We start from the raw sequence: 24,737 nt of genomic DNA on the forward strand, positions 1-24,737 counted from the left end.
GGCAAACCAGGGTTTTCCGGGACTTCGGAGCGGGTAGCACTGCCCTATGACCACATCCTCCAGGCCCCCAACAGAGGAAAAGAACATCTTCGTCATCGGTCTCGACGACAGCAACGAAGAGGTGATGAGACGAATCCCCGGCGCCGACCGGTATCGGTTCCATGCCTTGCTGTCGCCCGACGAACTCCAGCACGGCGAGATCCCGATCGTGGAGCTCGTGGAGAAGGCGGTGACGCAGCTGGACGCCTTCGACGGCTCGATCGACGCGATCGTCAGCTACTGGGATTTCCCGTCGTCGACGATGGTGGCCATGCTGTGCGAAAAGTACGGTCTCCCCGGTGTTTCGCTCGAAGCCGTGCTGAAATGCGAGCACAAGTACTGGAGCCGCCTCGAGCAGTCGAAGGTGATCGACGAGGTGCCGGCGTTCGGCATCGTCGACCTCGACGAGGACGATCCCCGGCCGCCGGAGGGCGTCGACTACCCCATGTGGCTCAAGCCGGTGAAGTCGTTTTCGTCGGAGCTGGCCTTCCACGTCGCCGACGAGGACGAGTTCGACAAGGCCGTCGCCGAGATCCGGGCGGGTGTGGACAGGGTCGGCAAGCCTTTCGAACGCGTTCTCGCCACGGTGGATCTTCCCGCCCAGGTGGCCGACGCCGGGGGTGCGGCCTGCCTCGCGGAAGGCGAGCTCAACGGCGTGCAGGCCGCGACCGAAGGCTATGTCTACAAAGGACAGGTCACGGTCTACGGTGTCCTCGATTCGATCAACTACCCCGATACCGCCTCGTTCCAGCGGCATCAGTACCCGTCGCAGCTGCCCGAGGACGCCGTCGAGCGGATGAAGGAGATCTCCGTCCGCGTGATGGAGCAGATCGGCTTCGACAACGCCACGTTCAGCATCGAGTTCTTCTGCCACCCCGAATCGGGGCAGGCCTGCCTGCTGGAGATCAACCCGCGGCATTCGCAGTCCCACGCGGAGCTGTTCGAATACGTCGACGGGGTGGCGAACCACCAGATCATGGTCCAGCTGGGGCTCGGCCAGGATCCCCGGACGCGGCGGAACCGGGGCGACTACCGGATCGCGGGGAAGTGGTACTACCGCCGCTTCCGCGACGGGCTGGTCACCCGGGTGCCCACCCGCGGCGAGATCGCGGACCTGGAGGCGGAGATCCCAGGGGTGAAGATCGAGCCGGTGGCCGAAAAGGGGATCCGGCTCTCCGATCTGCCCGAACAGGACAGCTACAGCTACGAGCTCGCGCATATCTTCGTCGCGGCGCAGACCGAACGGGAGATGGAGAGCAAGTACCGGCGGTGCGTCGAGGCGCTGCGGTTCGACTTCGAGGAGGGATAGCCCATGCGGACGGTGGCCTCGCTGCCGTACGAGATCACCGAGGAGGACCACGTCTGGATCCCGGTGTCCGACGGCGTCCGGCTGTCGGCCCGGATCTGGCGGCCGGTCGCTTCGGACGGTGAGCCGGTCCCCGCGATCCTGGAGTACATCCCGTACCGCCACCGCGACCTGACCTCGGTGCGTGACTCCGTGCACCACCCGTACCTCGCGGGCCACGGCTACGCCTGTGTCCGCGTCGACATCCGTGGTTCGGGGGAATCGGAGGGCGTGCTCACCGACGAATACCTCGAACGGGAGCAACTCGACGCCGAGGACGTCCTGGAGTGGATCGCCGCGCAGCCGTGGTGCTCCGGCCGGACCGGCATGATGGGGATCTCGTGGGGCGGGTTCGCGGCGTTGCAGGTGGCGGCGCGCAAACCGCCGAGCCTCACCGCGATCGCGATCTCGTCGTTCACCGACGACCGCTACTCCGACGACATGCACTACATGGGCGGTTGCCTGCTCTCGGACAACGTCGCCGAAGCCTCCACGATGTTCGCCTACGCCACGTTGCCGCCCGACCCCGCGCTCGCGGGGGAGCGGTGGCGCGACCTGTGGCACGAACGGCTGGAGAACTGCGGCCTCTGGGCCGGTGAATGGCTGAGCCATCAGCGCCGGGACGACTACTGGCGGCACGCGTCGGTCTGCGAGAACTACAGCGACGTCCAGGTGCCGGTCCTCGCCTCCAGCGGCTGGGCGGACGGGTACTCGAACGCGGTCTCGCGGCTGTTGGCCAACCTCGACGTGCCGCGCCGCGGGCTGATCGGGCCGTGGTCCCACAAGTACCCGCATCTCGGACGGCCCGGCCCCGCCATCGGGTACCTGCAGGAGCTGGTCCGCTGGTGGGACCACTGGCTGAAGGACGTCGAGAACGGTGTCATGGACGGGCCGATGCTCCAGACCTGGATGCAGGACAGCGTGCCGCCGTCGACGTCGTATGAGGACCGTCCCGGTCGCTGGGTGGGCGAGCCGACCTGGCCTTCGCCGCATGTGAGCCCGTCCGAGCACCGGCTCGCCCGGCACCGGATCGCCCGTCCGGGTGAGGACGTCCCGGCGGAGAACCTGTCGGTGGAGTCGCCGCTTTCGGTCGGCCAGTTCGCCGGGAAGTGGGCTTCGTACAGTGCTCCCCCCGATCTGCCGTACGACCAGCGGGAGGAGGACGGCGGTTCGCTCGTCTTCGACACCGACGAGCTCACCGAGCCGTGTGAAATCCTCGGTTCGCCGGTGGTGGAGCTGGAGGTCTCCGCGAACAAGCCGGTGGCGCAGGTCGCCGTCCGGCTGTCGGACGTCGCCCCGGACGGCAGGGCCACCCGCGTGACCTACGGGTTGCTGAATCTGACCCACCGGGACGGGCACGAAGACCCGGAGCCGCTGGAACCGGGCAAGCGGTACCGGGTGCGCGTCGAGCTCAACGCCGTCGCACAGGCGTTTCCCGCCGGGCACCGCATCCGGCTGTCGATCTCGTCGTCGTACTGGCCGCTGGCGTGGCCGCCGCCGGAACCGGCGATGGTGACTGTCCACACGGGACAGAGCACGCTCACGCTGCCGGTCCGGCCGATCGCGGAGGCGGACGAGGTCCCGGCGCGGCCGTTCGGTGAACCCGAAGGCACGGAACCGTTGCCCGCGACCCGGATCGAGCCCGGCGAGCAGCGCTGGACGGTCTCGCGTGACCTGATCGACTACCGGTCCTCGCTCGACATCGTCAAGAACGAAGGCAAGGTCCGGTTCGACGACATCGATCTCGAAGTCACCAGGAACGTCTTCGAGTGCTACTCCTGGGTGGCCGACGACTTCTGTTCCCCGGTGGCGGAGACGTCCTGGTCGATGACCTTCGCCCGCGGTGACTGGGAAGCGAGGTCCGAGACCCGCACCCGGGTGTCCTGCACTCCCGCCGAATTCGTGATCGACGCGCAGCTCGACGCGTACGAAGGGGAGCGAAGGACGTTCTCCCGCAACTGGCATCGGACGGTACCCCGTGATCTGGTCTAAGACGAGCCTTCCGGCGACGGCGCTGCTCGCGTGGCTGCGCCTCACCGGCCGGAAGCGCACCTACGGCGACCTCGACCGGTTCCGCCGGAGCATCGAAAGCAGCCAGGCGAAAGGGGATCGGGGTCCGATCCGCTCGATCAGGCGCCGGTTCGACGTCCGCCGGTCCGAAGTGGACGGACGGCCCTGCTACGCCATCGAGCCGCCCGGCGGCGGGAACGGCAAGAAGGTGCTGTACTTCCACGGCGGCGCCTACGTGCACCAGATCCAGCACGACCACTGGCGGTTCTTCGGACGGCTGATCGACCGCACCGGCTGCTCGGTCAGCGTGCCGATCTATCCGCTGGCCCCGGAACACCAGTGCCCCGAGACCACCGCGTTCGTCCGCCGCGTCTACGACGAGTTCGCCGAGGGTACCGACCCGGAGGACCAGATCGTGATGGGGGATTCCGCCGGCGCGGGGATCTCGCTGGCGCTCACCAAGGCACTGCGGGACGAAGGCAGGCCGGTGCCCAAGGAGACCGTCCTGCTGTCGCCGTGGCTGGACCTGACGATGAGCCATCCGGCGCAGCCCGCGCTGGACGAGCGCGACCCGTATCTCGCGCTCACCGGCCTGAACGAGGCGGCGAGGCTCTACAGTGGACAGTTGCCGCGTACCGATCCCAGGCTCAGCCCGTTGTCCGGCGACCTTTCCGGGCTCGGGGCGCTCACTGTCTACATCGGCACCAAGGACGTCCTCCTCTCCGACGCCCGCCGCCTCCACACGCTGTGCACCGAACAAGGTGTACCGCTGAGTTACCACGAGTACGAGGGCATGATCCACGCGTGGATGCTGGCCTCGATCCCGGAAGCGAGGCTGGCGCTGGAAGGGATCGCGCATCTCGTGGACCGGGCCATGGTGAAATCGGTGTAGCCGGGTGAAGAGCGGGTAACCGGAAGGCAACGGCCGGCGCAGCGAGGTTGTACGTCCGCCGGTCGTGAGGTGGACCGGCGTGGGCAGCCCCGGCGGAGCAGGGCCGCCGGCGCGCCGGTCACCGTGTCCATCCTTCGCTTGGGAGCGCTCGATGCAGCAGTTGGAGTCACTGGGGGAGCTCGCCGCGCTGGTCCGGCGGCGGGAAGGCCTGTACGTCCGGTGGGCGCCGACTCCCGAACATCGTCCCGGCACGAGCCGGGACGAACTCACCGGCGCCGAACTGCCGGGGCTTTCGGTGAACCCGCTCGACCCCGAACCATGGTGGCGCGATCAGCCACTCGAACTCTGGCTGGCCAGGCGGCTTTACGACTACTGCCACCTCCGGCACGAACGCCGTCGCGAGACCAAACCCTGGGTTCTGGCGGGCCGGATCGTGGGCTCCGGCCCGGACAACGAGCCCCTGCTGACCGATCCCGAACCGGTCGGGAGAATTTCCACCGCGGTCCTCGGCGAGGCTCGCGACCTGTTGCGGGACAGGGCCCGGCACGACGCGGACTGGGGCCCTTTGCGCCGTCCGCCCGAACTCGGCCGAACCTGACGCCGTAACTCGCGTGCATACAGCCGTAACTCGTGATTTACGCCTTCAATCACGCGAGTTACGTCCCCGATCACGCGAGTTACGGCTGGACGGCGAGGAGGTCCACGACGTCTTCCGCGCGTCGCCGCTTCTCGAACCGGGCCCGTTGCCGGTCCGCCCCGCTGCCTTCGGCGGTGAGCCGGGCGCAGCCGTCTCGGACGAAATCGAGGTCACCCGTCTCTTCGAGGGCGCCGGCCGCGAAGGTGACGACATCGTCGAGCACCGCGCTGGCCGGAGCGAGGTCGCCGGTCCGGAAATGCGGGCAGCGGCCGGAGAGTCCTTCCCGCGACGCGCGCCAGATCTGCGCCCGAAGGACCTCGTTGGACAGGTTCGGCGGGTGCTCCTCCGCCGCGAGGATCGTGCCGACCAGCCCGCGGATCAGCACCCCGAACAGGACCGCTTCGCCGGCGGTGGCCGCGACGTCGCCGAGCCGGAACTCCACGGTCGGCTGCTTCTCGGAAAGCCGCACGTCCCAATAGACCATCGCGCGATCGAGGATGGCGCCCGCCCGGAGCCAGGCGTCGACGATGCTCTCGTAGTGGTCCAGCGAGGTGAACAGCGGCGGCGGACCTGCCGAGGGCCAGCGGTTCCACTGCTGGTAGCGCCAGCTGGCGTACCCGGTGTCGTACCCGTCGCAGATCGCCGAATTGGCGGTCACGGTCAGCAGCGCGGGCAGGAAGGGCCGGACGCGGTTGATCACCCGGATCCCGGTTTCCCGGTCGGGGACGGCGATGTGGACGTGACAGCCGCAGGTGTGCGACGTCCGGGCGGTCGCCCCGAAATGCTCGGACATCCGTTCGTAGCGCGGATTCGGGGTGATGGCGGGCAGGTCCGTCTCCGCGAGCGGCGCGCTGCCGCTGGGCAGCAGGCGGCAGCTCCGCCGTGCGGCGGCCTCGGCCAGTTCCGCCCGCATCGTCGACAGCTGTCGCTCCGCTTCTTCATGGGTCGTGCAGATGCCAGTGGCCGATTCGGCCTGCGATCGGGTGAGTTCCTGCTGGAGTTCGCCCTGTTCCTCGTCCGCGGCGTCGACGACGGCGTCGCCCGCCGGGGAAAGGTGACCGGCCCGGTCCACCACGAAGAACTCTTCCTCGACTCCGAAGGTGAGTGCGTCCTTGTTCACAGCCGCTGATACCCCCGGCTCGTTCGGCGCAAACTTGTTTTCGCAGGTCGTGGACGGGGTACTTCAGGGCATGAGTCCGAAGTCGGAGGAGCCGCCGTACCTGCTGGCCGCACAGGCCGGGACGGTCGTGCGTCGCCTGTACACCAGGCTGCGGGACGACGAGCCCGCCTCGCCCGCCGACCTCTGCCGCACCATCGGGGCATTGCAGCGGCTCGCCGACGACCTCGCCAACGTCCTGCCGGGCCTGCAGGGACAGCTCGAAGAGAGCCTGCTGGCAGGCCAGGTGGGTGCGGGTGACACGCCGGGCGAGGCCTGGGACAAGGTCTCCGAGGTCGGCTACGCGCTCGCGCAGGCTCGTACGGGCGGCCTCCTGCTGGCCGCTGAACTGCGAGTTTCCCAGCGAACACTCGGAGAACTGACCTCTTCGTGACGCTCCGTGCTCAGCCGACCGGCTGGGCACGGACCACCGCCACCGGGCAGTGCGCGTGGTGCAACGCGTCGTCACTGACCGATCCCAGCAGCAGGCGCCGGAGATCGCCGTGATCGCTCCGGCCGAGCACCAGCAGAGCGGCCTCGCTGGACTGCACGGTCAGCGCCTGCGCGGCGGGGCCGACGCCGTGCACCATCTCCACGGCGACGTCCGGATAGCGCTCCCGCCACGGTTCGAGCTGCCGGGCGACGAGTTCGTCGGCGACCTCCTGGGGGAGGCCGGGCGCCGGATCCAGTACCGGACCGCCGAGCAGGGGCTCGCTCGCGGGCCCCCAGATCGGCATCCGGGCGACGTGGACCGCGTGCACGGTGAGCCCGTGACGGGCCGCGAAGTCGAACGCGAACCCCGCCGCCTGCGCGCTCTGGGCGGAGCCGTCGGTACCGAGGATCACCGGTCCGCCCGGCGGCGGCTCGTCCCCTCGCACCACCACGACGGGACGGTCGGCGGTCCTGGTCACGCCGGATTCGGTCGAGCCGAGGACCGCCCTGGTGAACAACCCGGTGTGGGATTCGCCCAGCACGATCATCGCCGCGTCCACCTCGTCCGCGACCGAGGTCAGGACCTCTTCCGGCGTGCCGCCGCGGACGACCGTGCGGACGTCGAGGCCGGGGTCGGAGCGCTTGAGGGCTTCAGCCATCGAAGCGAGTTGACGGCGGGCAGGTTCCACGTCGGCCGCGTCGTCGGCGGCCTGGGGAACCGCTTCGTTCAGCGGCGTCGCGACAGGGTCCGAGCCGGGTGGGGGAAGCCGGTCATGGGTGCAGTACGCGAGGACCAGGCCGAGGTCGCGGGTCTTCGCCTCGGCGACCGCCCAGCGAACGGCGCGGCGTGCTTCGGGCGACCCGTCGAAACCGGTCACGACCGGCCCGGTGCCGCTTGGCGCAGCGGACATGGAACATCACCTCCGACGCGCTGGTGATACCCGCTTTTCCCGGCGTTCAAGCGCCGCGTTTCCCCGTCCGCCCGCCGGGTACGCGGAGTGGACGGCCCGTCGGAAGCGAGGAGAAACCGTGAGCGACGCGAACCCGATCGAAATCCAGAAGTGCCTCTCGGGCGTCGACTACCCGGCGGGCAGGGACGATCTCGTCCGGGCCGCCGAGGTCAACGGCGCCGACGACCGGACGCTCGACCTGCTGCGGAACCTTCCCGACCGGGAGTACGAAGGCCCGAGCGGCGTGAACAAGGAGATCGCGAAGGAGTAGGCCGTTTCAGCGGACGCGGTGCCGGGGTACTTCCCACTCATGACTTCCTTGTCAACGCCCCGCGCGCTTGACGAGAAGCGCGCCTTTGCCGGGGCCCGTCACCAGGTGGCACCTGAAGCCCGCGGACGTCTCCGCCTGCATGTGAGCAGGCCGACCAGGGGGACCGCCGTGGTCAAGACGAACGGTGCGGTCGACCTCGGCACCGCGCCGAGGCTGTGGGAGATGCTGAGTCAGCGCCTCCACGGCAGCGGTACCAAGGTGATCCTCAACCTGTCCGAACTCGAGTTCTTCGGCACGACCGGCATGCGGGTGCTCGAACGAGCGCATTTGCTCGCCGAGGAAACGCACACGCTCCTCTTCGTCTTCCCCGGTGAGTGCCGTTCCGCCCGTCGGCTGCTCGACCTCCGCGACAACGAGGATCTCCACGTTCTGTAAGGCCCTTGGGACGTGTCACAAGAGACTCAAGGACGGCCTCGGGCCGCGCGAGCGGCGAGCGCCGCGCTCACCAGGGCGACGTGTTCGAGCCGGGTGGGATCCAGTCCCGTGAGGTCGGCGATCCGGCGCAGCCGGTAATCGACCGTGTTGGGGTGGACGTGCAGGGCCGCGGCGGTCTGCCGGCGCCCTCCTCGGCGGAGGAAGGTTTCCAGCGTCAGCAGGAGTTCCTCATTGCCGTCGAGCGGCGCCAGCCTGGAGGCCAGCCGGTCGAGCGCCGGCCCGGGACGGGAAAGCTGGTATTCCAGCAGGACGTCGTCGAGGCGGTAAAGCCCCGGCGGCCGCCCGGCTCCGATGGCGACCGAGAGCACTTCCTGCGCGAGCCTCGCCGCGCCGGGCACCTCGGACGGTTCGGCGGCGGCCACCCCGGCGATGACGTCGGCACCCGCCGTCCTGGCGACGTCGGCGAGGACACGCTCCAGCCGCGCCCAGTCGCGAATGGACAGTTCGCCGACCGGGGTTTCGTGCGGTAACAAGGCGATGCCGCCTTCGGGGGTGAGCGAGGTCAGGACGGTGCCCCGGATCTGGCGCTCCAGCTCGACCCGCAGCCGCCGGAGCTTCCGCCGCCCGGCGACCAGCGGGTCGACCCCGTCGATCTCCTCGTCCGGATGCGTGCCGACCGACGCCGCGAGGACGACGTAACACGGCGGCAGCAGCAGTCCGGCCTGCCCCGCCGCGACCTCCGCTGGTTCGCCGTCGAGCAGCGCGGAAAGCACGGTGTGCCGCGCCGACCGCTCGTCGTCGAACATCGTCTGTCGCTCGTCGAGGTACCCGGCGCCGACCGCGGGCGTGACCACCTCCAGGTAACGCAAGGTGAGCGCGTTGACGGCCAGGACGTCGGCGACCTCCTCCGGACGCGCGTCCGGCGTCAGCGACGCCCAGAAAACCTGGATGCCGATGTGGTACGCGGTGAGCACGACGTCGATCGGGATGCCCTCCTCCGCGCGCCGGGCCGCCGACTCGCGGAGGAAGCCGAGTTCCTCCCGCGACGGCGTGGACCCGGTGCGCAGAGTGTCGATGAACGAGCGCAGGTTCTGCTCGATCACCCGCGTGATGTCGCCGCTCAGCTCCTCGGCGGGGAGCAGGCCGTACTCCGGGATCCGGGAGACGATCTCGGCGAGCACCGTCTTCGCGAGCGACGGCAGGACTTCGGTCAGCCGTTCCGCCACCGGACGGCCGCCGATACGGAAGCCCGAACCCTTGTCACTCGTCACAACCGCCCATCATGACAGCCGGTCAGCGAGTGAGCATGTCCCGTGCCGAATCGAGGGTCGGGTGCACGGTGAAGACGGCGTCGAGGCCGAGCAGCGCCATCGGACGCAACAAGGCCCGTTCCTGGGTGACCATGATGAACGGAACGCCTGCTTCCTCGGCCTTCGCCCTGATCTGGACGAGAACGGTGAAGCCGGACGAATCGCAGAAGCTGACCGCGGACAGATCGGCGATCAGCGCCGACGGCTTGAAGCCGAGTTCCTCGTCCAGCGCCCGTCGCAGGTCGTCCGAGACGCCGAGGTCGATTTCACCCGATACGGCGACCACGGTGTCGTCGGCGGAAGCGGTGATCGCGATATCGAGCGGGGACACGAATCTCCGCGTCGAACGTGCTGCATAAGAAGCGGGAGCGCGGTAGTCGGTCAAGTTGACTCCTTGCCGGTATGGGGGCCGGCGACTGCCTCGGTGGACAGGCCGAACCCAGAAGAAGGGACCCGGCGGCTGGTGTCTGAACCGCGACCGGTCAACCGTAGCAGCCTTGTGGCCCGGTACGCCGGGTGAGCGGTTGCCCGGCAGGTCGTCACGCCCCCTCGGCCCCGGAGCGCCTCGTAGGCTGACCAGGTGACCGGGACTACGACAGCCGAGGTGCTGGCCGAACTGGCCGCGCTCGAAGATCCGCGCGCGCGGCAGGTGAACGAGAAGCACGGCGACGACCACGGGGTGAACCTCGGCAAGCTTCGTGCGCTCGCGAAGCGGCTGAAAACCCAGCAGGACCTCGCGCGCGAGCTGTGGGAAACGGACGACACGGCGGCCAAGCTGCTCGCGCTCCTGATCTGCCGCCCGAAGGTGTTCGGCCGCGACGACCTGGACCGCATGGTGCGCGAGGCCCGTACCCCGAAGGTGCACGACTGGCTCGTGAACTACGTGGTCAAGAAGAATCCGCACGCCGAAGAGCTGCGCTTGGCGTGGTCCGCCGATCCCGACCCCGTGGTCGCGAGCGCCGGCTGGGCCCTGACCACCGAACGCGTGGCGAAGAAACCCGAGGGCCTCGACCTCGCCAAGCTGCTCGACGTCATCGAAGCGGAGATGAAGACCGCGCCGGATCGCCTGCAGTGGGCGATGAACCACTGCCTGGCGCAGATCGGGATCGAGCACGCGGAGCACCGTGCCCGGGCGATCGGCATCGGGGAGCGCCTCGAAGTGCTCAAGGACTATCCGACCCCGCCGAACTGCACGTCGCCGTTCGCGCCCGTCTGGATCGCCGAGATGGTGCGACGGCAGGACGCCGCTCGTTCATGATGTCCGCCTGCCAGGCCGCGGCCGACGTTGCGAAAGCCACTTTCGCAACGTTGAAGGTTGCGAAAGTGGCTTTCGCAACCCAGCGCTCAGCAGTACGTGACCGATCGGACGACACGCGTGATCCGGCGGACGACACGCGTGATTGGACGGACGACACGACCACGACCGGGGGCAGGCTGTACATGAAGTGGCCTTCATGTATTTCCGGACCAAGGCTTCAGCCGAGCGCGTCCGCCTTGATGGCCTCGAACTGGGCGCCCATCCGCGCCGCGAGCGCTTCGGCCGCCCGTAGCGGCCGGACCATCACCTTGAAGTCGGTGATCTTGCCGTCGGCGCCGAAGGTCAGGAGGTCGCAGCCGTTGATCTCCAGCCCGTCGACGGTCGCTTCGAACTCGTACACGTGGTGCGCGCCGTCGTGGATCTCGCGGACGTAGCGGAAGCCCTCGAACACGCGCAGCACGCCGCGCAGGATCGCCGCGGTGATCGCCTTCCCCTGGTAGGGCTTGAACGCCACCGGACTGGTGAAGACCACGTCGTCGGCGAGCAACGCCTCGATCGCGGCGGCGTCCTTCGCTTCGACCGCTTCACGGAACGTGGGCATGGCGATCTCCTCATAGTCAACTTGTTGAGTAGGCGCAGTCGAGCGTAGGTGATCACCACGCCACTGTCCATCAAAGTGTCTAATCAACTTTGCGACTAATCCGAGTGGGGCCTATCATCACGCCATGGCGCTGCGGAACGCGATCCTCGCGACGCTCCTGGACGGCGAGTCCTCGGGCTACGACCTGGCGAAGAGCTTCAACGCGTCGGTCGCCAACTTCTGGACGGCGACACCACAGCAGCTCTACCGCGAACTGGACAAAATGGAGTCGCAGGGCCTGGTGGCGGCGCGAGTCGTCGAACAGCGACGGCGTCCCAACAAGCGGCTCTTCTCCTTGACCGACGCGGGCGCGGCCGAGCTCGCCGAATTCACCACTCGGGCACCGAAGCCGACAGCGATCCGCGACGAGTTGCTGGTCCAGGTCCAAGCCCTGGAAGCAGGTGACGACAAGGAGATCCGGCGCGCGGTCGCGGACAGGATGGCCGTCGCCGAGACGAAGCTCAAACGCTTCGAGCGCCTTCGTGAGCGTCTGCTCGGCGAGTCCGCCGAAGCGGAGTTCCTCGCCACCGCGCCCCGGGTCGGGCCGTATCTGACGCTCGCCCGCGGGATCGCGTTCGAACAGGAGAACATTCGTTGGTGTGAAACGGTTCTCGCGGTGCTGGATCGGCGTGATGGAAGTGATCGGCTTGGTTGAGCGGAAAACGGGGCCGAAGTTCCGTCAGGTGGTCTTGGACTGCACGGACGCCCGTGGGCTTGCGGAGTTCTACCGGCGGTTGCTGGTGTGGGACTACCGGCCAGGCGACGAGGTGCCCCCGCCCGGCACCGAGGACAAGGACTGGCTGGTCCTGCGGAACCCGGACGGCGGGGCGCAACTGGCGTTCCAGCAGGTCGACCGGCTGGACGAAGCGAGCTGGCCGGACGCCGAACCGGTGCCCCAGCAACTGCACCTGGACCTGACCGTGGACTCGGTCGAGGAACTCGAGGCGCAGCACGCCCGCGTCCTCGAACTCGGCGGCCGGCTCCGCTACGACCGCAGCGAAGACCCGGTGGAACCCTTGCGCGTCTACGCGGATCCGGCGGGGCATCCGTTCTGCGTTTTCGTCGCCTGAACGCGGTCAGGCACGGCAGAGCAACGCGTCAGGAGTGCGATTCGAGCCGACGCGCCCGGTGTAGGCGACACCGGCGACGTATTCGCCGGGAGCGCACTGACCCTTGTAGTGGCCCGAGGCGAAATCACCGCCGGGGCTACCGGACGGCCGGTTGTCGCCGCGGTCGAACCAGACCGTCCGGCCCGTCCGGCCGAGCGGAGTGGCGGATTTGCCGCACAGGAGTGCGGAGAACGCCGCGCCGGTGACGCTGTAGCCGACCGCGGCGTGGTCGGGCGGGCATTGCACCTTGGTGTAGCCGGACGCCCAGTCGGTGTCCACATGGGTCTCTCCGCGGACGACGGCGTAGCCCGCCGGGACGGCGAGCCTGCCGGTGCACAGGCCCCGGTTCCCGGTATGGGAAAGACCGGTGAGCCGCTGCCCGTCGGGGCAGGCTCCCTTGCGCGCGCCCGGATTCCAGTCCGCCATCGCGCGGACCTTGCGCGAGGCCTGGAAATCCGCGTAGTCGAGGTTCAGCATCGACCAGCGCTCGCTCTCGGGAATCCGTCCGGTGCGGGACGGCGCGGTCACGAGCCGTCGCCACGCGGGACCACGCCAGTCCGTTCCGTCGAGCACGTCGACGCGGCGGCCGGCCGCGTCCCACGAGAGCAAGGACCAGCCGTTGCCCGTGCTGCCTTCGTGGAACCCGACGGCGGGCCAGTAGGCGAAGTCGGTGTCCGTCTCCGCGAGGTAGCCGACGAAATTCTCGAACCAGGCCCGGCTCGCCGTGTCGGTGGTGTGCCGCCCCTCGCCGAACTCGCTGATCCAGAGCGGCGCCGTGTAATGCTTGCCGGTCTCCGCCGAGACGAAGAACGCCTGCCGGTAAAGGACATCACGGAGTTCTTGCGGCGACAGGTCGCGGTAGCGCGGGTCGTGGGTCTCGCCGGTGCCGGTCGCCCCGGAATGGTTCGGACCGGTGTACCCGTAGAAATGCGCGGCGTAGACCAGTTTCCCGGAGTCCACGAGCGTATGCGAGAGCGTGCGGGCAGGCTCCAGCGTGGGCCTGCCGTGCGGAAGACCGTCCACGGGTAGCCCGGTCCAGTTGATGCCCTCGACGATGAGCAGCAGATCGGGATTGGCCTCGGTCAGGATGCGGTCGGCCACCCGCTGGCTCGCGCGCTGCCAATCCGTGCCGTTTCCCCAGCCCCAGTTGGGATCGTCGAAGACGTTGCGGCGGACCTCGTTGTACAGATCGGCGCCCGCGACCCGTTTGTTCGCGGCGTACCGGCGCGCCATGAACAGCCAGTCGTCCTGCCACCGCTGCTCGGTCTGCGCGGTGTTCCAGCGCTCGTTGCCGTCGAGACCACAGCACCAGCGGGAGGTCGTGGTGTGGTTGTTGAGGATCACCGCGAACCCGCGCGCGGTCAGCCGTGCGACGACGCGATCGTAGACCTGCAACGGAGTCAGGCCGCGCAGCTCCGGGTTCGCCGGGAGGTCCGGAACCGGCCTGGTGTCGTGGATCATCGCGTTGGAGAAGGGCAGCCGGACACTGTTGAGGCCCAGCTCCGCCAGCCCGTCGATGATCGTGTCGAGCGGGGCCCGGTCCAGCCCGAGCGGTGTCTGGTAGGCGATCTCACCGGCGTGGTGCGCGGCCGGATCGTTCACGTCGCCCGAGCCGGTCCACGTACCGCTCGCGCCGTGCCAGTTGGCGGCCTTCAGCTTGAACCGGTCGCCCGCCGCGTCGACGATGTAGCGGCCGCGCGTGCTCAGCGGTGCCACCCAAGCCGACGGGTCCGCCACGGCGACGGCGGGAAGGGGAATCACGATTCCGGCGGTCACCAGGACGGCGAGCAGCACACTCTTGATCCTCACCCGCCGGAGGCTAGCCAGTCACGCGGCCGGTTGTATACGGACGATCGGGTAGCTTCCGTTCATGACCACCGCGCTGATCATCGGTGACCTCCAGCGAGGCATCACGGGCAATTACCCGTTCACCGGAACAGTCCTGCCGCCGATCAGGAGTCTGCTGCCGCGTGCGCGCGCGGCAGGCGCGCCCATCGTGTTCGTCCACTTCGCACTCCGCGGCAACGGTGCCGACCTGCCGCCGGGGAACGCGCTGTTCGAGTCGTTCCACGGTGCGGGCGACACTTTCCACGAGGGTTCGGCCGGGACGGAGATCGATCTGCCGGTCGCCGACGAGGACGTGGTCGTCCTGAAACGCCGTGCCAGCGCGTTCGCCGGCACGGATCTCGAGCTGGTGCTCCGCGCGAGGGGCGTCGACACGGTCGCGATCGCCGGGGTCGCGACCAGCGCCATGGTGGCCGCGACCGCCTACGACGCGGCGGACCGCGGCTATCCCGTGACCGTGCTGCGCGACGGTTGCGCCGACGGTGATCCGGAGATGCACGGCTTCTTCGTCGACAAGGTGTTCCCGAGCCGAGGCTTCGAGGTCGTCTCGTGCGCGGACTGGCCCGGCGAATAAATCGCGCGAGCGAAACGCCCGGATGTGGCACGGTGATCGGCGAGCCGATCAAGGGGGGCCACGGATGGAGACGAAGCGACTCGGGCGCACCGATGTCGAGGTGACGCGGCTGGGTTTCGGCGGCGGGCCGCTCGGCGGGTTGTTCGCGCCATTGGACGACGAGACCGCGGCGGGGGCGCTGGCCGCGGCCTGGGACGGCGGGATCCGCTACTACGACACGTCACCGCATTACGGGATCGGGCATTCCGAACGCCGTATCGGCGAGTTCCTGCGCTCGCGGCCGCGTGATTCGTTCGTCCTGTCGACGAAGGTCGGCCGCCTGCTGGTACCCCAGGACCCGGCAGGGAAGATGGATCCGGCGGGCTTCCACGTCCCCGCGACGCACCGCCGGGTACGCGACTTCACACGTGACGGGATCCGGCGCAGCGTCGAGGATTCCTTGGCGCGCATGGGTCTCGACCGGATCGACGTGCTGTACCTGCACGACGCCGAGGAGTACTTCGACGACGCGCTGCGTGAAGGCTACCCGGCCCTCGCCGAACTGCGGTCGGAAGGAATCGTCGGCGCGATCGGCGCCGGTATGTACGACACGGCCCTGCTGACCACTTTGGTCGAGGAGGCCGAAGTGGACGTGATCATGCAATCCGGCCGCCACACGCTGCTCGACCACAGCGCGCTCGACACCTTCCTGCCCGCGTGCGAGGAACGCGGTGTCTCCGTGATCGCGGCGTCGGTCTTCAACTCCGGGCTGCTCGCCGTGCCCCGGCCGGTCGAGGGCGCGTACTTCGACTACGGGGCCGCCACGCCGGAAATCGTGGAGCGGGCGAACCGGATCGCCGACGTATGCGAGGCGCACGGCGTGACGCTTCCCCAAGCGGCCATGGCCTTCCCGCTCCAGCATCCGGCCGTCGCCGGCGTCGCGGTCGGGATGCGGTCCGCCGAAGAGGTACGCCGCAACGTGGAGTCCTTCGCCGCGGAGGTCCCCGCGCAGGTCTGGGCCGATCTGCGGGCCGCGGGTTTGATCGGTTCGACAGCGATTAGGGTGGTCTGATGGTGTCGGTGAAACAGGTCCAGGTCACTTTCGACTGCGCGAAACCCGAGCGTCTCGCCCGTTTCTGGTGCGAGGTGCTCGGCTACGTCGTGCCGTCGCCGCCGGAGGGGTTCGTCACCTGGGACGATTACAACCGGACGCTGCCCTCGGAGCAGCAGGACGCCAGCTTCGCCTGCAGTGACCCGACGGGCGTTGGCCCGCGGCTGTACTTCCAGCGTGTCCCCGAAGGCAAGGTCGTCAAGAACCGGGTGCATCTCTGCGTGCGGGCCGGCCTCGGGCTCGTGGGTGACGAGCGCCTCGCCGTGCTCCAGGCCGAACGCGCCCGGCTGGAGGCGCTCGGCGCGGTCTGCGAGCGGGTCATGCTCGCCGACGGGGAGAACGAGTCGTGCATCGTCATGCAGGACATCGAGGGCAACGAATTCTGTCTCGACTGAGGCCGTGGTCATCGCGCGTCACGAATGCTGAACGTCGTGACGCAGAAGCCGCCGTCCGCCGTGCGGTCCGCGATCACGGTGCCCCTGGCGGGCCGTCCTTTGGCGACTCCGGCGACGTCGGCCAGGACGAACTTGGCCGTCCCGCTGGTGGTCGTTACTTGAACGCGTGAACCCAGTGGCAGCAGGGAATCGATCTTGTCGTCCATGAACCTCTTCTGCGCCTCGCAGGCCAGCGCGATCGCCGACGGCTTGTCCCCGGCGGCGATCTCGGCGAGGAAGTCCGCGATCACCTGAATGCCCTTTTCGGGCGGCCGAGCCGGGCGCCTGGTGATGGTGATCCGCGGACGGCTGACCCTGGTGCTGCTCGGGCTTTCCGTGGTAGTCGTGGGTGAAGAGCTGGTCGTCGGGGTGCTGAGCGGGGCGGGCAGCGAGATCCCGGGCCCCTTGCGGAGCAGGAAACCGGGCGCGGCGAAACCGGTGACGCAGAAGGCGACCAGCGCGATCACCGCCACCAGGATCCCGATGGCCACACCGGGCTTGACGGTCGACGGCTGGGTGTTCTGCTGCTCGGGAAGGCCTGGATAGGTCATCGGATTCACCTTTCGTGCGGATCTGGATCGGCGATCCGACGAGGTGTTTCCGGAGTGGGTTCCGACCCTTTCGGGGATCTTACGGTTGTCGCGGAAGGTGTTCCGCGACAAGGAAAAGCGTGCTGTGGCGGGTTCGCGTGACACGCGAACCCGCCGTTCACCTCAGCAGGGTTGCAGTAGCCAGCAGAGCCGGTACTTCGCCTGGTAGGTCGTGTCCGTGGCCGGCGCGACGATGTTCTGCGTCCGCGCACCGCCGTGTGCCCAGCCGGTGTAGGCGTACTTCAGGTTGAGCGGTGGCAGATTCTGCGGGCTGTCCGCGCTGATCGAGTTGGTGGAGCCGGCGATCACCGTCCGGGAGAACGGTGTGCGCTGCTGTGTGCCGCCGACGGTGAGCATCGCCTGACTGGGGCTGGACGTGAAGTTCAGCGACACCGTCTTCGGCTGGAGGTCGACCGTTTTGCTGCCGGTCCGGCCGGTCGAGTCGGTCGCGGTGAGGGTCAGTTGCAGGTACGACGGGTAGTCGTGGTCCGGTGCGGCGAACGAGCCCGCCGCGGCGCCGGGGAAGTCCTGGACGTTGTGCGTATGGCAGGTGCCGTTGGTCGCGCAGTGGCGGATCGCGAGCCGCCACGAGAGCGCCGACGCCGGGAGCTGCCCGTCCTGGGCGTCGACGGCACGGCCCGAGAAGGACACGGCCTGGCCGACGGACCAGGTCAGCGTGCTCGCCGGGTCGTCGATGACCGGCACCGGGTCGAGACCCTCCGGGTTGCCGACGGTCACCCGAACCGTCGTGGTCGCGCTCGCTCCATGGGAGTCCGTCACCCGCAATCCGGCATCGACGGCGGCTGCCGCGGTGTAGGTCCAGGTCGGGGCGGGGGCCGAGGAGTCGTCGTACGCGCCGTCCGCGTCGAGGTCCCAGGCGTAGGACAGGGTGTCCCCGGCGTCCGGGTCGGTGGAGGGCGTGCCGTCGAACCGCACGGTCAGCGGCGCGGGCCCGCTCGTCGGATTCGCCGTCGCCACCGCGGAAGGCGGCCGGTTGGTGCCGCCGGGATGGCTCACGCGACGGAGTTCGCCGCTGCCCAGCGCGACGTAGAACAGGTCGCCGCCCGGTCCGGTGAGCACCTGCACCGGGACGTTGGCGCCGGTCACGAACGGAACGAGACGGCTCGGGCTCGGCTGGCCGTTGACGGCCTGCATGGCCCAGACGCACCCACGGGACGAGTCGGAGAAGAACAGCGCGCCGGAGTACTCGGCGGGATAGTTGCTGCCGGATTCGAACGCGATGCCGCTGATCGACGAGCCGCCGGTGGGGCAGGGGTCGCTCGCCACCACCTTGGCACGGTGGTCGTAGGTGTAGTACGGGGCCGAGTGCCCGCCGGAGGAGTACAGGGACTCGCAGCGGTCGAGGTTCGCGCCGTCGTAGCCTGCCTGCTTGGCGTTGCCTTCGAAACAGGGCCAGCCGAAGTTCTCCGCCACGCCGTCACCGACGTCGGCGACGCGGTTGATCTCCTCCCAGGTGTCCCAGCCGACGTCACCCGCCCACAACTCGCGGGTGCCCGGCCGGAAACCGAACCTGAACTGATTCCTGGCTCCGTAGGCGATCACGCGCCGGGCGTTGGCGTCGGCGCTGTTCGCGAAGGGGTTGCCGGGGACGCCTTCGCCGGTGTCCGGGTCGATGCGCAGCACCGTGCCGTTGAGCAGAACCGGCTGCCCGGCTGGGCGTCTTGGCGACTGTGAACGCAGCGCGCCGCCCTCGGCGGTCGGCGGCGAGAGGTTCGTCCCGGCGGGTGAGGGCGGATCGGCGCACGGGTTCCCGGCCTGGCCGTAGTCGGCGAAGGTGAAGCTGGCGCCGTCACCGCCGCCCGCGTACAGGGCACCGTCCGGCCCGAAGGCGAGCGCGCCGACCGAGTGGCTGGGGAACTGCTGGCACCACCCCGTGACCAGAGGCTTTTCGCTGACGGCCGTGCCCGCCGATCCCATCGTCAGCTGGGAGACCCGGCCGGTCACGACGCATCCCTTGTCCGTGGCGCCCGGCGGGGTCGGGCAGGTGTCACCCCACCGCGGCGCGGTGCCGCCGGGTTCCGCGTCGAGGGTGTACGAGACGTAGACGTACGGCCTGGCGGGAAAAGCGGGGTCGACGGCGAGTCCGAGCAGGCCGCGATCCCAGAAGTCCTGTGTCTGGATGCGGAGATCGGCGAACACCGTCGCCGTCGTGTCGGCGAGCGAGTCGAAGACCTTGACCAGACCGCTCTTTTCGGCGACGAACACCCGGCCGTCCGGCGCGAACGCGGTGGCGGTCGGCGAGCTGAGCCCGCCGATCGCCACCGTGTCGGTGAACCCGGCGGGTACCGCGGCTTCGGCGGGGGCGACGGTGACGAGACCGACCGCGAGCGCGCCGGCCAACGGGCCGACGATGCCCACCGCCAGTGCGCGCCGTGATCTTCGGGGGAACGGGAAACGACGGGAACTCAGCACACGAACTCCTCCGCGCGGGGACCGGCCGGAACGAAACGGCTCTCCGGTATGCCGCGAAAAAGCCGAAAGTTGTTACGCGTCTGCGAGAAACGCGCACAAGACGCTGAGAGGGAAGCAAGGGACCTTTGCTACCGCATGGGCACCTAGGCACTTCGGTACGGCTCGGGTGACCGTGTGGATTTTGGGACGTCAGATGTCCCAAAATCCACACGGTCAGTCAGCACCGCTACGCCGAGTGCCGGGTGCCTGCATACGGGCGATTCACCCGTTCGGAATAAGATCCGCTTCGTGGACTACCTTCGGCGGGTCTCCGAGCAGTGGCGGCGGCTGTTCGGCCCGGTCTGGTATCTCCCGCTCGCCTTGACACTCTTCACCGGATCCCTGCTCCCGGCGTTGCAGAGCCACGGCACGCAGTTCGGCGGGATGCCCGACCGCCCGTACGATCTCCTGGCCGTGGTGGGGGTCGCCCTGCAATGTGTCCCGCTCCTCGTGTGCGCCCGGTGGCCGGTGGCCTCTTTCGCGGTGGTGTCGCTCGGCTTCGCCATCGACCAGTTCGGGGGCTACCACTCGTTCGCGGGCACGGCGCTGCCGATCGCCCTGGTGACCGTGGGGCTCCGGCTGGAGCGGCACCGTCGCGTGGCGGCGCTCGCGTTCTCGGCGGTCTTCCTCGCAACGGCGATCGCGTTCGCTTCGCTCGGCGGGACGGAGCCCGTCACGGGCTACGTGACCTTCTATCTCGCGCTGGTGCTGGCGTGGGGGATCGGGACGTGGCTGCGGGCCAGCAAGGCCGCGGAGGAGGAACGACGGCTCCGCGTCGCCGAAGAGACGCGGACGGCCGAACGCGCCCGTATCGCCGCCGAACTCCACGACGTCGTGACCCATCACGTCACGGCGATGGTCGTCCAGACCGAAGCGGCCCGGTACCTGACCGACGCGCGGCTCGATCAGAGCCTGACCGCCGTCGCCGACACCGGGCGGCGGGCCATCACCGACCTCCGTCATCTACTCGACGTGATCGATCCCGGTCACGGCGCCGAAGCGATCCCGACCCTCGTGGAGCGCACGCGCCGGGCGGGGCAGCCGGTCGAGTTCTCCGAAAAGGGCGAACCCGTGCGACCGGCCGGGGACGCCGGTCCCGTGGCCTACCGTGTCGTGCAGGAGGCGTTGACGAACGCGCTGAAGCACGCCCGCGGCAGCCGCACCTCGGTGCTGGTGCAGCACGGCGACGGGGAGATCACCGTCGCCGTCGACACGGACGAGTCCGGTCCGGACGCGGAGACCTCGGAGGGGAGCGGCCGGGGGCTTGCCGGACTCCGCGAGCGGATCGACGTCCTGAACGGCGAATTCAGCGCGGGCCGCAGAGGTGACGGCGGCTTCTCCGTCCGCGCCCGCATCCCCGCGGGGAACCCGTCGTGACCGCGCCGACCCGGGTGCTGGTCTGCGACGACCAGATGCTCGTCCGCACCGGGCTGGTGACCATCATCGGCGCCCAGCCCGACCTCGAGGTGGCGGGCGAATGCGGTGACGGGCGGACCGCGGTCGAGCTCGCCGCCCGGTTGCGCCCGGACGTCGTGGTGATGGACGTGCGCATGCCGGTGCTCGACGGGATCGAGGCCACCCGGCTGATGGCGGGCGCCGGCGTGGCCGAGCCCGGCAAGGTGCTGGTGGTGACCACGTTCAACCTCGACGAGTACGTCTACCGGGCGTTGCGCGCCGGTGCGAGCGGGTTTCTGCTCAAGGACACCCCGCCCGACCGGCTGTTGAACGGGATCCGCATCGTGGCCGACGGCGCGGCGCTGCTGGATCCCGAGGTGACCCGGCGGCTGGTGGGCAGGTACGCCGCCCGGATCCGGCCCCCGGAGGACGAGGACCCGGACGGCAGCCCGCTGACTCCCCGGGAACTGGAGGTGCTCCGCCTCATCGCGGACGGCCTCTCCAACAGCGAGATCGCCGCGACCCTCATGATCAGCCAGGAGACCGTCAAGACGTTCGTGTCACGCATGCTCGCCAAACTCGGGCTCCGTGACCGGGTCCAGGCGGTCATCTACGCCTTCCGCCACGGCCTCGTCACCTGAACTGTCCTATTTGGACTTCGCGGCTTCGTCGGCGACGCGCTGGATCGCCCGGACGGCGAGATCCGGCTGGTCCACGTAGATGTAGTGCTCACTGTTCGCTGCCGTGCTCAGATTGCTGCGGCCGGACAGCGCGAGCCACTTCCGCTGGCCCTCCGACCACGCGCGCTCCAGGCCCGCGCCGTACTCGGGGACGGCCGCGAGGTACGGCTTGCCGTGCTGGATCACCTCGACCGGAATGTTCCCGGCGGAGCGGACCTCGGCGTCGGTGACCACCAGCTTCTCCGGGCCCTGGCCCGCGAACACCGCCAAGGTCTGCTGTCGCAGTTCGGCCGCCATCCCGGTGGCCGAATCCGGAATCTGCTGCCGCAGATCGGCTTCCTGGGTCGGCGAGGTGGCGTCCATCAGCACCAGCCCCTTGACCCGGTCCTGGTGGTCGGGGGAGTACCTGCCGGCGATCAGCCCGCCGAGTGAATGCCCGGCCAGCACGACCGGCTTGCCGTCGGCGACCTGGTCGAGCACTCCGGTCAGGATCTTCCCGGTGCTTTCGAAACTCTGCGGTCCGTCGGGCTGGTCGCTGGCGCCCGCGCCGAGCCGGTCGTAGGAACAGACCTGGCCCTGCGCGGCCAGCGTGTTCTGGAGCCCGGCCAGCTTCGTTACGTCGTCGCCCCCGCCGTGCAGCAGGATGACGACGGGCCGTCCCTCGACCGGCTCACCGGCGCACGAAACGTTCACCGAACGCTCGCCGACCTTGATCTTCCGCGTTCCGGTGAACGCGGCTCGATCCTGTGCGGCGGCGCTGCTGCTCGCGGGCGCCTCCGATTCCGCTTCCGTGGCTTCGTCGCAGGCCGACAGTGCCACGCCTGCGACGGCGCAGCACAGTGCGATCAGAGCGGATGCCTTACGGGACATGGTGAACTCCTGGTACAGGGGAACGATTCACCCGGCACGCTACGGATCCTGCCGCCGGGAATCGTCACCATGCGGAGCGCACCTGCGCGTAGCTCTCATGGGGGACAGGACGTCAGGCGTAGGCGCGCAGGAACACGTCCACCCCGTCGGCGAGGATCGCGAGGACCTCCGGCTCGCCCACCGCGCCCGTCTGGTCCTCGTCGGTCACGTCGAGGACCAGACGCATGGTCAAGGCGACGAAGTGCTGCATGGCGCGCCGCGGGTCGGTCAGCCGCAGCCTGCCGTCCGCCGCGAACTTCGCGAACCGTTCCTCCATCATCCGTTCGGGTTCGTCCCGCGCCGCTTCCGGCAGTCGAGGCGCCAACGGGGCCTGGGAACTCAACCGCCGGAACGTCGCGTAGTCCGAAGTCGGGAACATCCCCGTCGTCACCCTCCGCGCGAAACCGAGCAACGCGTCACGGATGTCGCGGTCGTCGGCGAGTTCTTCGTCGATCGCCTGGCGCACGGTCGCGACCACGGCGTCGTTGGCGCGCCCGAGCACGCCTCGGAAGAGGGTCTGCTTGTCGCCGAAGTGGTCGTAGACGGTGCGTTTGGACACTCCGGCCCGCGCCGAGATCGCGTCGACGCTGGTGAGTTCGTAGCCGTCCGACACGAACAACGCCTCGGCGGCGTCAAGGATCGCCGCTCGTTTGGCCTCGGCCTGTAGCCGACGGCCCGGTGTCCGTGCGGTCGCTCTCGGGGTCGCCATGTTCTCATCGTATTCTCAGCCACAGAAAACTGCACCGTGTAGTGTAGTTTTTGAGGCGGGGGGATCCGCCTTTCCCTGAATCCCGCACAAGGAGTCCTTCATGCAGGAAAGCAGGATCGGCGCAGGACCGCACGCGAGATGGAACGGACGGCTCATCGGCCTCGTGGCGGTGCTGGTGCTCGTCAACTTCATGGTCGACACGGCGATCACCGCCCCGCTGCTCGTCCTTCCGGAGATGCTCGACCACTTCGGCACCGATCAGACGGCCTGGCTCAACGCCAGCGCGATGCTGGCCGGCGTGATGTGGGCGCCGTTGCTCGGCAAGAGCGCCGACGTGTACGGCAAACGCAAGGTGCTCGTGCTGACCTTGCTGATCAGCTGCGCGGGCGCGCTCGTCTGCGCGGTCGCACCAAGTCTCTGGGTCTTCGTGCCAGGGCGTCTGTTGCAAGGGGCGGCCGTGGCCGCTCTGTTCCTTTCCGTCGCGATCGTCCGCGAGATCTGCGCACCCCGGATCGCGATGATCGTGGTGGGCATCGTGACCTCCGGGTCCGCGGTGCTCAACATCGGTTCCCGGTTCCTCACCGAGAAACTGGCCGCGGAGTTCGGTTTCCAGATCTTGTTCCTCATCTCGGCCGCCGTCGCGATCGCGATGGCGATCTGCGTCCGTGCCGTCATTCCCGAATCCCTGCTCAAGACGCCCGGCAGGATCGATATCGGAGGAGCGCTGCTCCTCGGCGGCGGCCTTGCCGGAGTGCTCGGCTATGTCAGCCTCGGCTCGGAGTTCGGCTGGCTCGGCCTCGCCCCGGTGGTCCTGCTCGCCGGTGGTGCCGCGGCCTTGTCCAGGTGGGTCCTCGTCTCGAGCCGGAAGCCCGATTCGCTGATCGACCTCCGGAACATCGGTGCGCCGTTGGCGCTCACGTTGCTCGTGCTGGTGCTCGGCACCGGTTCGTACCAGAGCATGCTCCAGCTCATTCCGCTGGTCAGCGATGTCTCGGCTGATCAAGGGCTCGGATACGGCCTGGCAGGCCAGGGAACGCTGGCGCTGCTTCTCGCGGCTCCCGGTATCGGCGTCATGATCGGCGGCCCGGTGGCCGGGATGCTCGCCACCCGCGTCGGACCGGCGATGACACTGGCGGGCGGAATCGCGCTCGGAACCGTGGCCACCCTCGGGATGTTCCTCGGTGTCTCGCAGTTCCCCATCGCGGTGTTCTTCGCTTTCCTGCTGGGTTTCACGGTCGGCGCGCTGGGAACGTCCGGCTTCAACCTGGCGGGCGGCCTCGCGCCCGCCGAACGGCAGGGCATCGTCTCCAGCCTGGTCATGGTCGTCATCGCGATCGGATCGGTGGTGCTGGACTTCGTGGGCGCCGCGGTGCTCAAGTCGACCGCCGTATCCGTCGGCGGCGAGACGGTGAATTCGGGAACGGGTGTCTTCACCTACATCACCATCGCGTCCGTCGCCTTCGCGATCGCCGCGGTTCTCGTCGTCATGCTGGTGCGAAAGTCGCGCTCCAGCACCAAAACCCCGTCACTGGCGTCTCTCTGACGGAATCGGAGA

26 protein-coding genes are annotated in these 24,737 nt (G+C 69.0%); 16 read left to right on the plus strand and 10 right to left on the minus strand.

Annotation, left to right across the window (positions count from 1 at the left end; translation table 11 throughout):
* Positions 1-46: 46 nt before the first annotated feature.
* From ACFVM3_RS24730 to ACFVM3_RS24745, 4 genes are all read left to right on the plus strand, one after another.
* Complete coding sequence (locus ACFVM3_RS24730; protein ID WP_378442117.1) at positions 47-1,348, plus strand: acetyl-CoA carboxylase biotin carboxylase subunit family protein; 1,302 nt, start codon at positions 47-49, stop codon at positions 1,346-1,348.
* 3 nt (positions 1,349-1,351) lie between these two features.
* Positions 1,352-3,376, plus strand: a complete 2,025-nt coding sequence (locus ACFVM3_RS24735; protein ID WP_378442119.1) for a CocE/NonD family hydrolase — start codon at positions 1,352-1,354, stop codon at positions 3,374-3,376.
* Positions 3,363-4,286, plus strand: a complete 924-nt coding sequence (locus tag ACFVM3_RS24740; protein WP_378442121.1) for an alpha/beta hydrolase — start codon at positions 3,363-3,365, stop codon at positions 4,284-4,286. Before ACFVM3_RS24735 ends, ACFVM3_RS24740 begins: the two co-directional genes overlap by 14 nt.
* A 151-nt stretch (positions 4,287-4,437) precedes the next feature.
* Positions 4,438-4,884, plus strand: a complete 447-nt coding sequence (locus ACFVM3_RS24745; RefSeq protein WP_378442123.1) for a DUF6098 family protein — start codon at positions 4,438-4,440, stop codon at positions 4,882-4,884.
* A gap of 79 nt (positions 4,885-4,963) precedes the next feature.
* On the opposite strand, the gene ACFVM3_RS24750 is transcribed toward ACFVM3_RS24745, so the two are convergent.
* Positions 4,964-6,043 carry a glutamate--cysteine ligase gene (locus ACFVM3_RS24750; protein ID WP_378442124.1) on the minus strand — a complete coding sequence of 360 codons (1,080 nt, stop codon included), beginning with the start codon at positions 6,041-6,043 and terminating at the stop codon, positions 4,964-4,966.
* Positions 6,044-6,113: 70 nt separating this feature from the next.
* Here ACFVM3_RS24750 and ACFVM3_RS24755 point away from each other — a divergent pair, with 70 nt between their 5' ends.
* The gene (locus ACFVM3_RS24755; protein ID WP_378442126.1) at positions 6,114-6,473 is read left to right on the plus strand and encodes a hypothetical protein; all 360 of its coding nucleotides are present in this window, start codon (positions 6,114-6,116) and stop codon (positions 6,471-6,473) included.
* 10 nt (positions 6,474-6,483) lie between these two features.
* Here ACFVM3_RS24755 and ACFVM3_RS24760 read toward each other — a convergent pair whose 3' ends face one another.
* Positions 6,484-7,422 (minus strand): universal stress protein, encoded by a 939-nt coding sequence (locus tag ACFVM3_RS24760; RefSeq protein WP_378442128.1) that lies wholly within the window; start codon positions 7,420-7,422, stop codon positions 6,484-6,486.
* A gap of 118 nt (positions 7,423-7,540) precedes the next feature.
* Here ACFVM3_RS24760 and ACFVM3_RS24765 point away from each other — a divergent pair, with 118 nt between their 5' ends.
* Together ACFVM3_RS24765 and ACFVM3_RS24770 are read left to right on the plus strand one after the other, a co-directional pair.
* Positions 7,541-7,732 (plus strand): DUF2795 domain-containing protein, encoded by a 192-nt coding sequence (locus tag ACFVM3_RS24765; protein WP_378442130.1) that lies wholly within the window; start codon positions 7,541-7,543, stop codon positions 7,730-7,732.
* 168 nt (positions 7,733-7,900) lie between these two features.
* The gene (locus ACFVM3_RS24770) at positions 7,901-8,167 is read left to right on the plus strand and encodes an STAS domain-containing protein (protein ID WP_378442132.1); all 267 of its coding nucleotides are present in this window, start codon (positions 7,901-7,903) and stop codon (positions 8,165-8,167) included.
* Between the two features lie 26 nt (positions 8,168-8,193).
* Here the strand turns inward: ACFVM3_RS24770 and ACFVM3_RS24775 are convergent, their stop codons facing one another.
* Both ACFVM3_RS24775 and ACFVM3_RS24780 read right to left on the minus strand, forming a co-directional pair.
* Positions 8,194-9,438, minus strand: a complete 1,245-nt coding sequence (locus ACFVM3_RS24775) for a PucR family transcriptional regulator (RefSeq protein ID WP_378442133.1) — start codon at positions 9,436-9,438, stop codon at positions 8,194-8,196.
* 22 nt (positions 9,439-9,460) lie between these two features.
* Positions 9,461-9,808 (minus strand): STAS domain-containing protein, encoded by a 348-nt coding sequence (locus ACFVM3_RS24780; protein ID WP_378442135.1) that lies wholly within the window; start codon positions 9,806-9,808, stop codon positions 9,461-9,463.
* A gap of 249 nt (positions 9,809-10,057) precedes the next feature.
* Here ACFVM3_RS24780 and ACFVM3_RS24785 point away from each other — a divergent pair, with 249 nt between their 5' ends.
* Positions 10,058-10,735, plus strand: coding sequence for a DNA alkylation repair protein (locus ACFVM3_RS24785; RefSeq protein ID WP_378442137.1), 678 nt, complete (start codon positions 10,058-10,060; stop codon positions 10,733-10,735).
* Positions 10,736-10,952: 217 nt separating this feature from the next.
* Here ACFVM3_RS24785 and ACFVM3_RS24790 read toward each other — a convergent pair whose 3' ends face one another.
* Positions 10,953-11,336, minus strand: a complete 384-nt coding sequence (locus tag ACFVM3_RS24790; protein WP_378442139.1) for a nuclear transport factor 2 family protein — start codon at positions 11,334-11,336, stop codon at positions 10,953-10,955.
* 124 nt (positions 11,337-11,460) lie between these two features.
* On the opposite strand from ACFVM3_RS24790, the gene ACFVM3_RS24795 reads away from it, so the two are divergent.
* Together ACFVM3_RS24795 and ACFVM3_RS24800 are read left to right on the plus strand one after the other, a co-directional pair.
* Positions 11,461-12,030, plus strand: coding sequence for a PadR family transcriptional regulator (locus ACFVM3_RS24795; protein ID WP_378442140.1), 570 nt, complete (start codon positions 11,461-11,463; stop codon positions 12,028-12,030).
* Positions 12,008-12,445, plus strand: a complete 438-nt coding sequence (locus ACFVM3_RS24800) for a VOC family protein (protein WP_378442142.1) — start codon at positions 12,008-12,010, stop codon at positions 12,443-12,445. The genes ACFVM3_RS24795 and ACFVM3_RS24800 overlap by 23 nt, the downstream gene beginning before the upstream one ends.
* A 6-nt stretch (positions 12,446-12,451) precedes the next feature.
* On the opposite strand, the gene ACFVM3_RS24805 is transcribed toward ACFVM3_RS24800, so the two are convergent.
* A complete protein-coding gene (locus ACFVM3_RS24805; protein WP_378442144.1) occupies positions 12,452-14,293 on the minus strand; it encodes a glycoside hydrolase family 5 protein in 1,842 nt (613 codons plus the stop codon).
* Positions 14,294-14,354: 61 nt separating this feature from the next.
* On the opposite strand from ACFVM3_RS24805, the gene ACFVM3_RS24810 reads away from it, so the two are divergent.
* The 3 genes from ACFVM3_RS24810 (at position 14,355) to ACFVM3_RS24820 (ending at position 16,388) form a co-directional block, all read left to right on the plus strand.
* Positions 14,355-14,903, plus strand: coding sequence for a cysteine hydrolase family protein (locus tag ACFVM3_RS24810; RefSeq protein ID WP_378442146.1), 549 nt, complete (start codon positions 14,355-14,357; stop codon positions 14,901-14,903).
* A 64-nt stretch (positions 14,904-14,967) separates the two neighbouring features.
* On the plus strand, positions 14,968-15,954 hold the full coding sequence (locus ACFVM3_RS24815; protein WP_378442148.1) for an aldo/keto reductase: 987 nt from the start codon (positions 14,968-14,970) through the stop codon (positions 15,952-15,954).
* Complete coding sequence (locus ACFVM3_RS24820) at positions 15,954-16,388, plus strand: VOC family protein (RefSeq protein WP_378442150.1); 435 nt, start codon at positions 15,954-15,956, stop codon at positions 16,386-16,388. The genes ACFVM3_RS24815 and ACFVM3_RS24820 overlap by 1 nt, the downstream gene beginning before the upstream one ends.
* Before the next feature lie 8 nt (positions 16,389-16,396).
* Here ACFVM3_RS24820 and ACFVM3_RS24825 read toward each other — a convergent pair whose 3' ends face one another.
* Positions 16,397-16,978 carry a hypothetical protein gene (locus ACFVM3_RS24825; RefSeq protein ID WP_378442152.1) on the minus strand — a complete coding sequence of 194 codons (582 nt, stop codon included), beginning with the start codon at positions 16,976-16,978 and terminating at the stop codon, positions 16,397-16,399.
* Between the two features lie 162 nt (positions 16,979-17,140).
* Positions 17,141-19,450 (minus strand): PQQ-dependent sugar dehydrogenase, encoded by a 2,310-nt coding sequence (locus ACFVM3_RS24830; protein WP_378442153.1) that lies wholly within the window; start codon positions 19,448-19,450, stop codon positions 17,141-17,143.
* Positions 19,451-19,738: 288 nt separating this feature from the next.
* Here ACFVM3_RS24830 and ACFVM3_RS24835 point away from each other — a divergent pair, with 288 nt between their 5' ends.
* Both ACFVM3_RS24835 and ACFVM3_RS24840 read left to right on the plus strand, forming a co-directional pair.
* Positions 19,739-20,866 carry a sensor histidine kinase gene (locus tag ACFVM3_RS24835; RefSeq protein ID WP_378442155.1) on the plus strand — a complete coding sequence of 376 codons (1,128 nt, stop codon included), beginning with the start codon at positions 19,739-19,741 and terminating at the stop codon, positions 20,864-20,866.
* Entirely contained in the window at positions 20,863-21,525 is a 663-nt protein-coding gene (locus tag ACFVM3_RS24840; protein WP_378442157.1) for a response regulator, read from the plus strand. Before ACFVM3_RS24835 ends, ACFVM3_RS24840 begins: the two co-directional genes overlap by 4 nt.
* 6 nt (positions 21,526-21,531) lie before the next feature.
* Here ACFVM3_RS24840 and ACFVM3_RS24845 read toward each other — a convergent pair whose 3' ends face one another.
* Together ACFVM3_RS24845 and ACFVM3_RS24850 are read right to left on the minus strand one after the other, a co-directional pair.
* Positions 21,532-22,434: an alpha/beta fold hydrolase gene (locus tag ACFVM3_RS24845; protein ID WP_378442159.1), complete on the minus strand. Its 903-nt coding sequence runs from the start codon at positions 22,432-22,434 to the stop codon at positions 21,532-21,534.
* A 112-nt stretch (positions 22,435-22,546) separates the two neighbouring features.
* On the minus strand, positions 22,547-23,182 hold the full coding sequence (locus tag ACFVM3_RS24850; RefSeq protein ID WP_378442161.1) for a TetR/AcrR family transcriptional regulator: 636 nt from the start codon (positions 23,180-23,182) through the stop codon (positions 22,547-22,549).
* A 100-nt stretch (positions 23,183-23,282) separates the two neighbouring features.
* On the opposite strand from ACFVM3_RS24850, the gene ACFVM3_RS24855 reads away from it, so the two are divergent.
* Positions 23,283-24,725, plus strand: coding sequence for an MFS transporter (locus ACFVM3_RS24855; protein ID WP_378442163.1), 1,443 nt, complete (start codon positions 23,283-23,285; stop codon positions 24,723-24,725).
* Positions 24,726-24,737: the final 12 nt, after the last annotated feature.

Origin of the sequence: Amycolatopsis sp. NPDC057786 (genome assembly GCF_042797905.1) — a bacterium.
GTDB lineage: Bacteria > Actinomycetota > Actinomycetes > Mycobacteriales > Pseudonocardiaceae > Amycolatopsis.

Coding starts and splice junctions, on each gene's coding strand:
- ACFVM3_RS24730 (WP_378442117.1), top strand. CDS start 47: ATGACCACATCCTCCAGGCCCCCAACAGAGGAAAAGAACATCTTCGTC.
- ACFVM3_RS24735 (WP_378442119.1), top strand. CDS start 1,352: ATGCGGACGGTGGCCTCGCTGCCGTACGAGATCACCGAGGAGGACCAC.
- ACFVM3_RS24745 (WP_378442123.1), top strand. CDS start 4,438: ATGCAGCAGTTGGAGTCACTGGGGGAGCTCGCCGCGCTGGTCCGGCGG.
- ACFVM3_RS24755 (WP_378442126.1), top strand. CDS start 6,114: ATGAGTCCGAAGTCGGAGGAGCCGCCGTACCTGCTGGCCGCACAGGCC.
- ACFVM3_RS24760 (WP_378442128.1), bottom strand. CDS start 7,422: ATGTCCGCTGCGCCAAGCGGCACCGGGCCGGTCGTGACCGGTTTCGAC.
- ACFVM3_RS24790 (WP_378442139.1), bottom strand. CDS start 11,336: ATGCCCACGTTCCGTGAAGCGGTCGAAGCGAAGGACGCCGCCGCGATC.
- ACFVM3_RS24795 (WP_378442140.1), top strand. CDS start 11,461: ATGGCGCTGCGGAACGCGATCCTCGCGACGCTCCTGGACGGCGAGTCC.
- ACFVM3_RS24800 (WP_378442142.1), top strand. CDS start 12,008: ATGGAAGTGATCGGCTTGGTTGAGCGGAAAACGGGGCCGAAGTTCCGT.
- ACFVM3_RS24810 (WP_378442146.1), top strand. CDS start 14,355: ATGACCACCGCGCTGATCATCGGTGACCTCCAGCGAGGCATCACGGGC.
- ACFVM3_RS24815 (WP_378442148.1), top strand. CDS start 14,968: ATGGAGACGAAGCGACTCGGGCGCACCGATGTCGAGGTGACGCGGCTG.
- ACFVM3_RS24820 (WP_378442150.1), top strand. CDS start 15,954: ATGGTGTCGGTGAAACAGGTCCAGGTCACTTTCGACTGCGCGAAACCC.
- ACFVM3_RS24825 (WP_378442152.1), bottom strand. CDS start 16,978: ATGACCTATCCAGGCCTTCCCGAGCAGCAGAACACCCAGCCGTCGACC.
- ACFVM3_RS24845 (WP_378442159.1), bottom strand. CDS start 22,434: ATGTCCCGTAAGGCATCCGCTCTGATCGCACTGTGCTGCGCCGTCGCA.
- ACFVM3_RS24850 (WP_378442161.1), bottom strand. CDS start 23,182: ATGGCGACCCCGAGAGCGACCGCACGGACACCGGGCCGTCGGCTACAG.
- ACFVM3_RS24855 (WP_378442163.1), top strand. CDS start 23,283: ATGCAGGAAAGCAGGATCGGCGCAGGACCGCACGCGAGATGGAACGGA.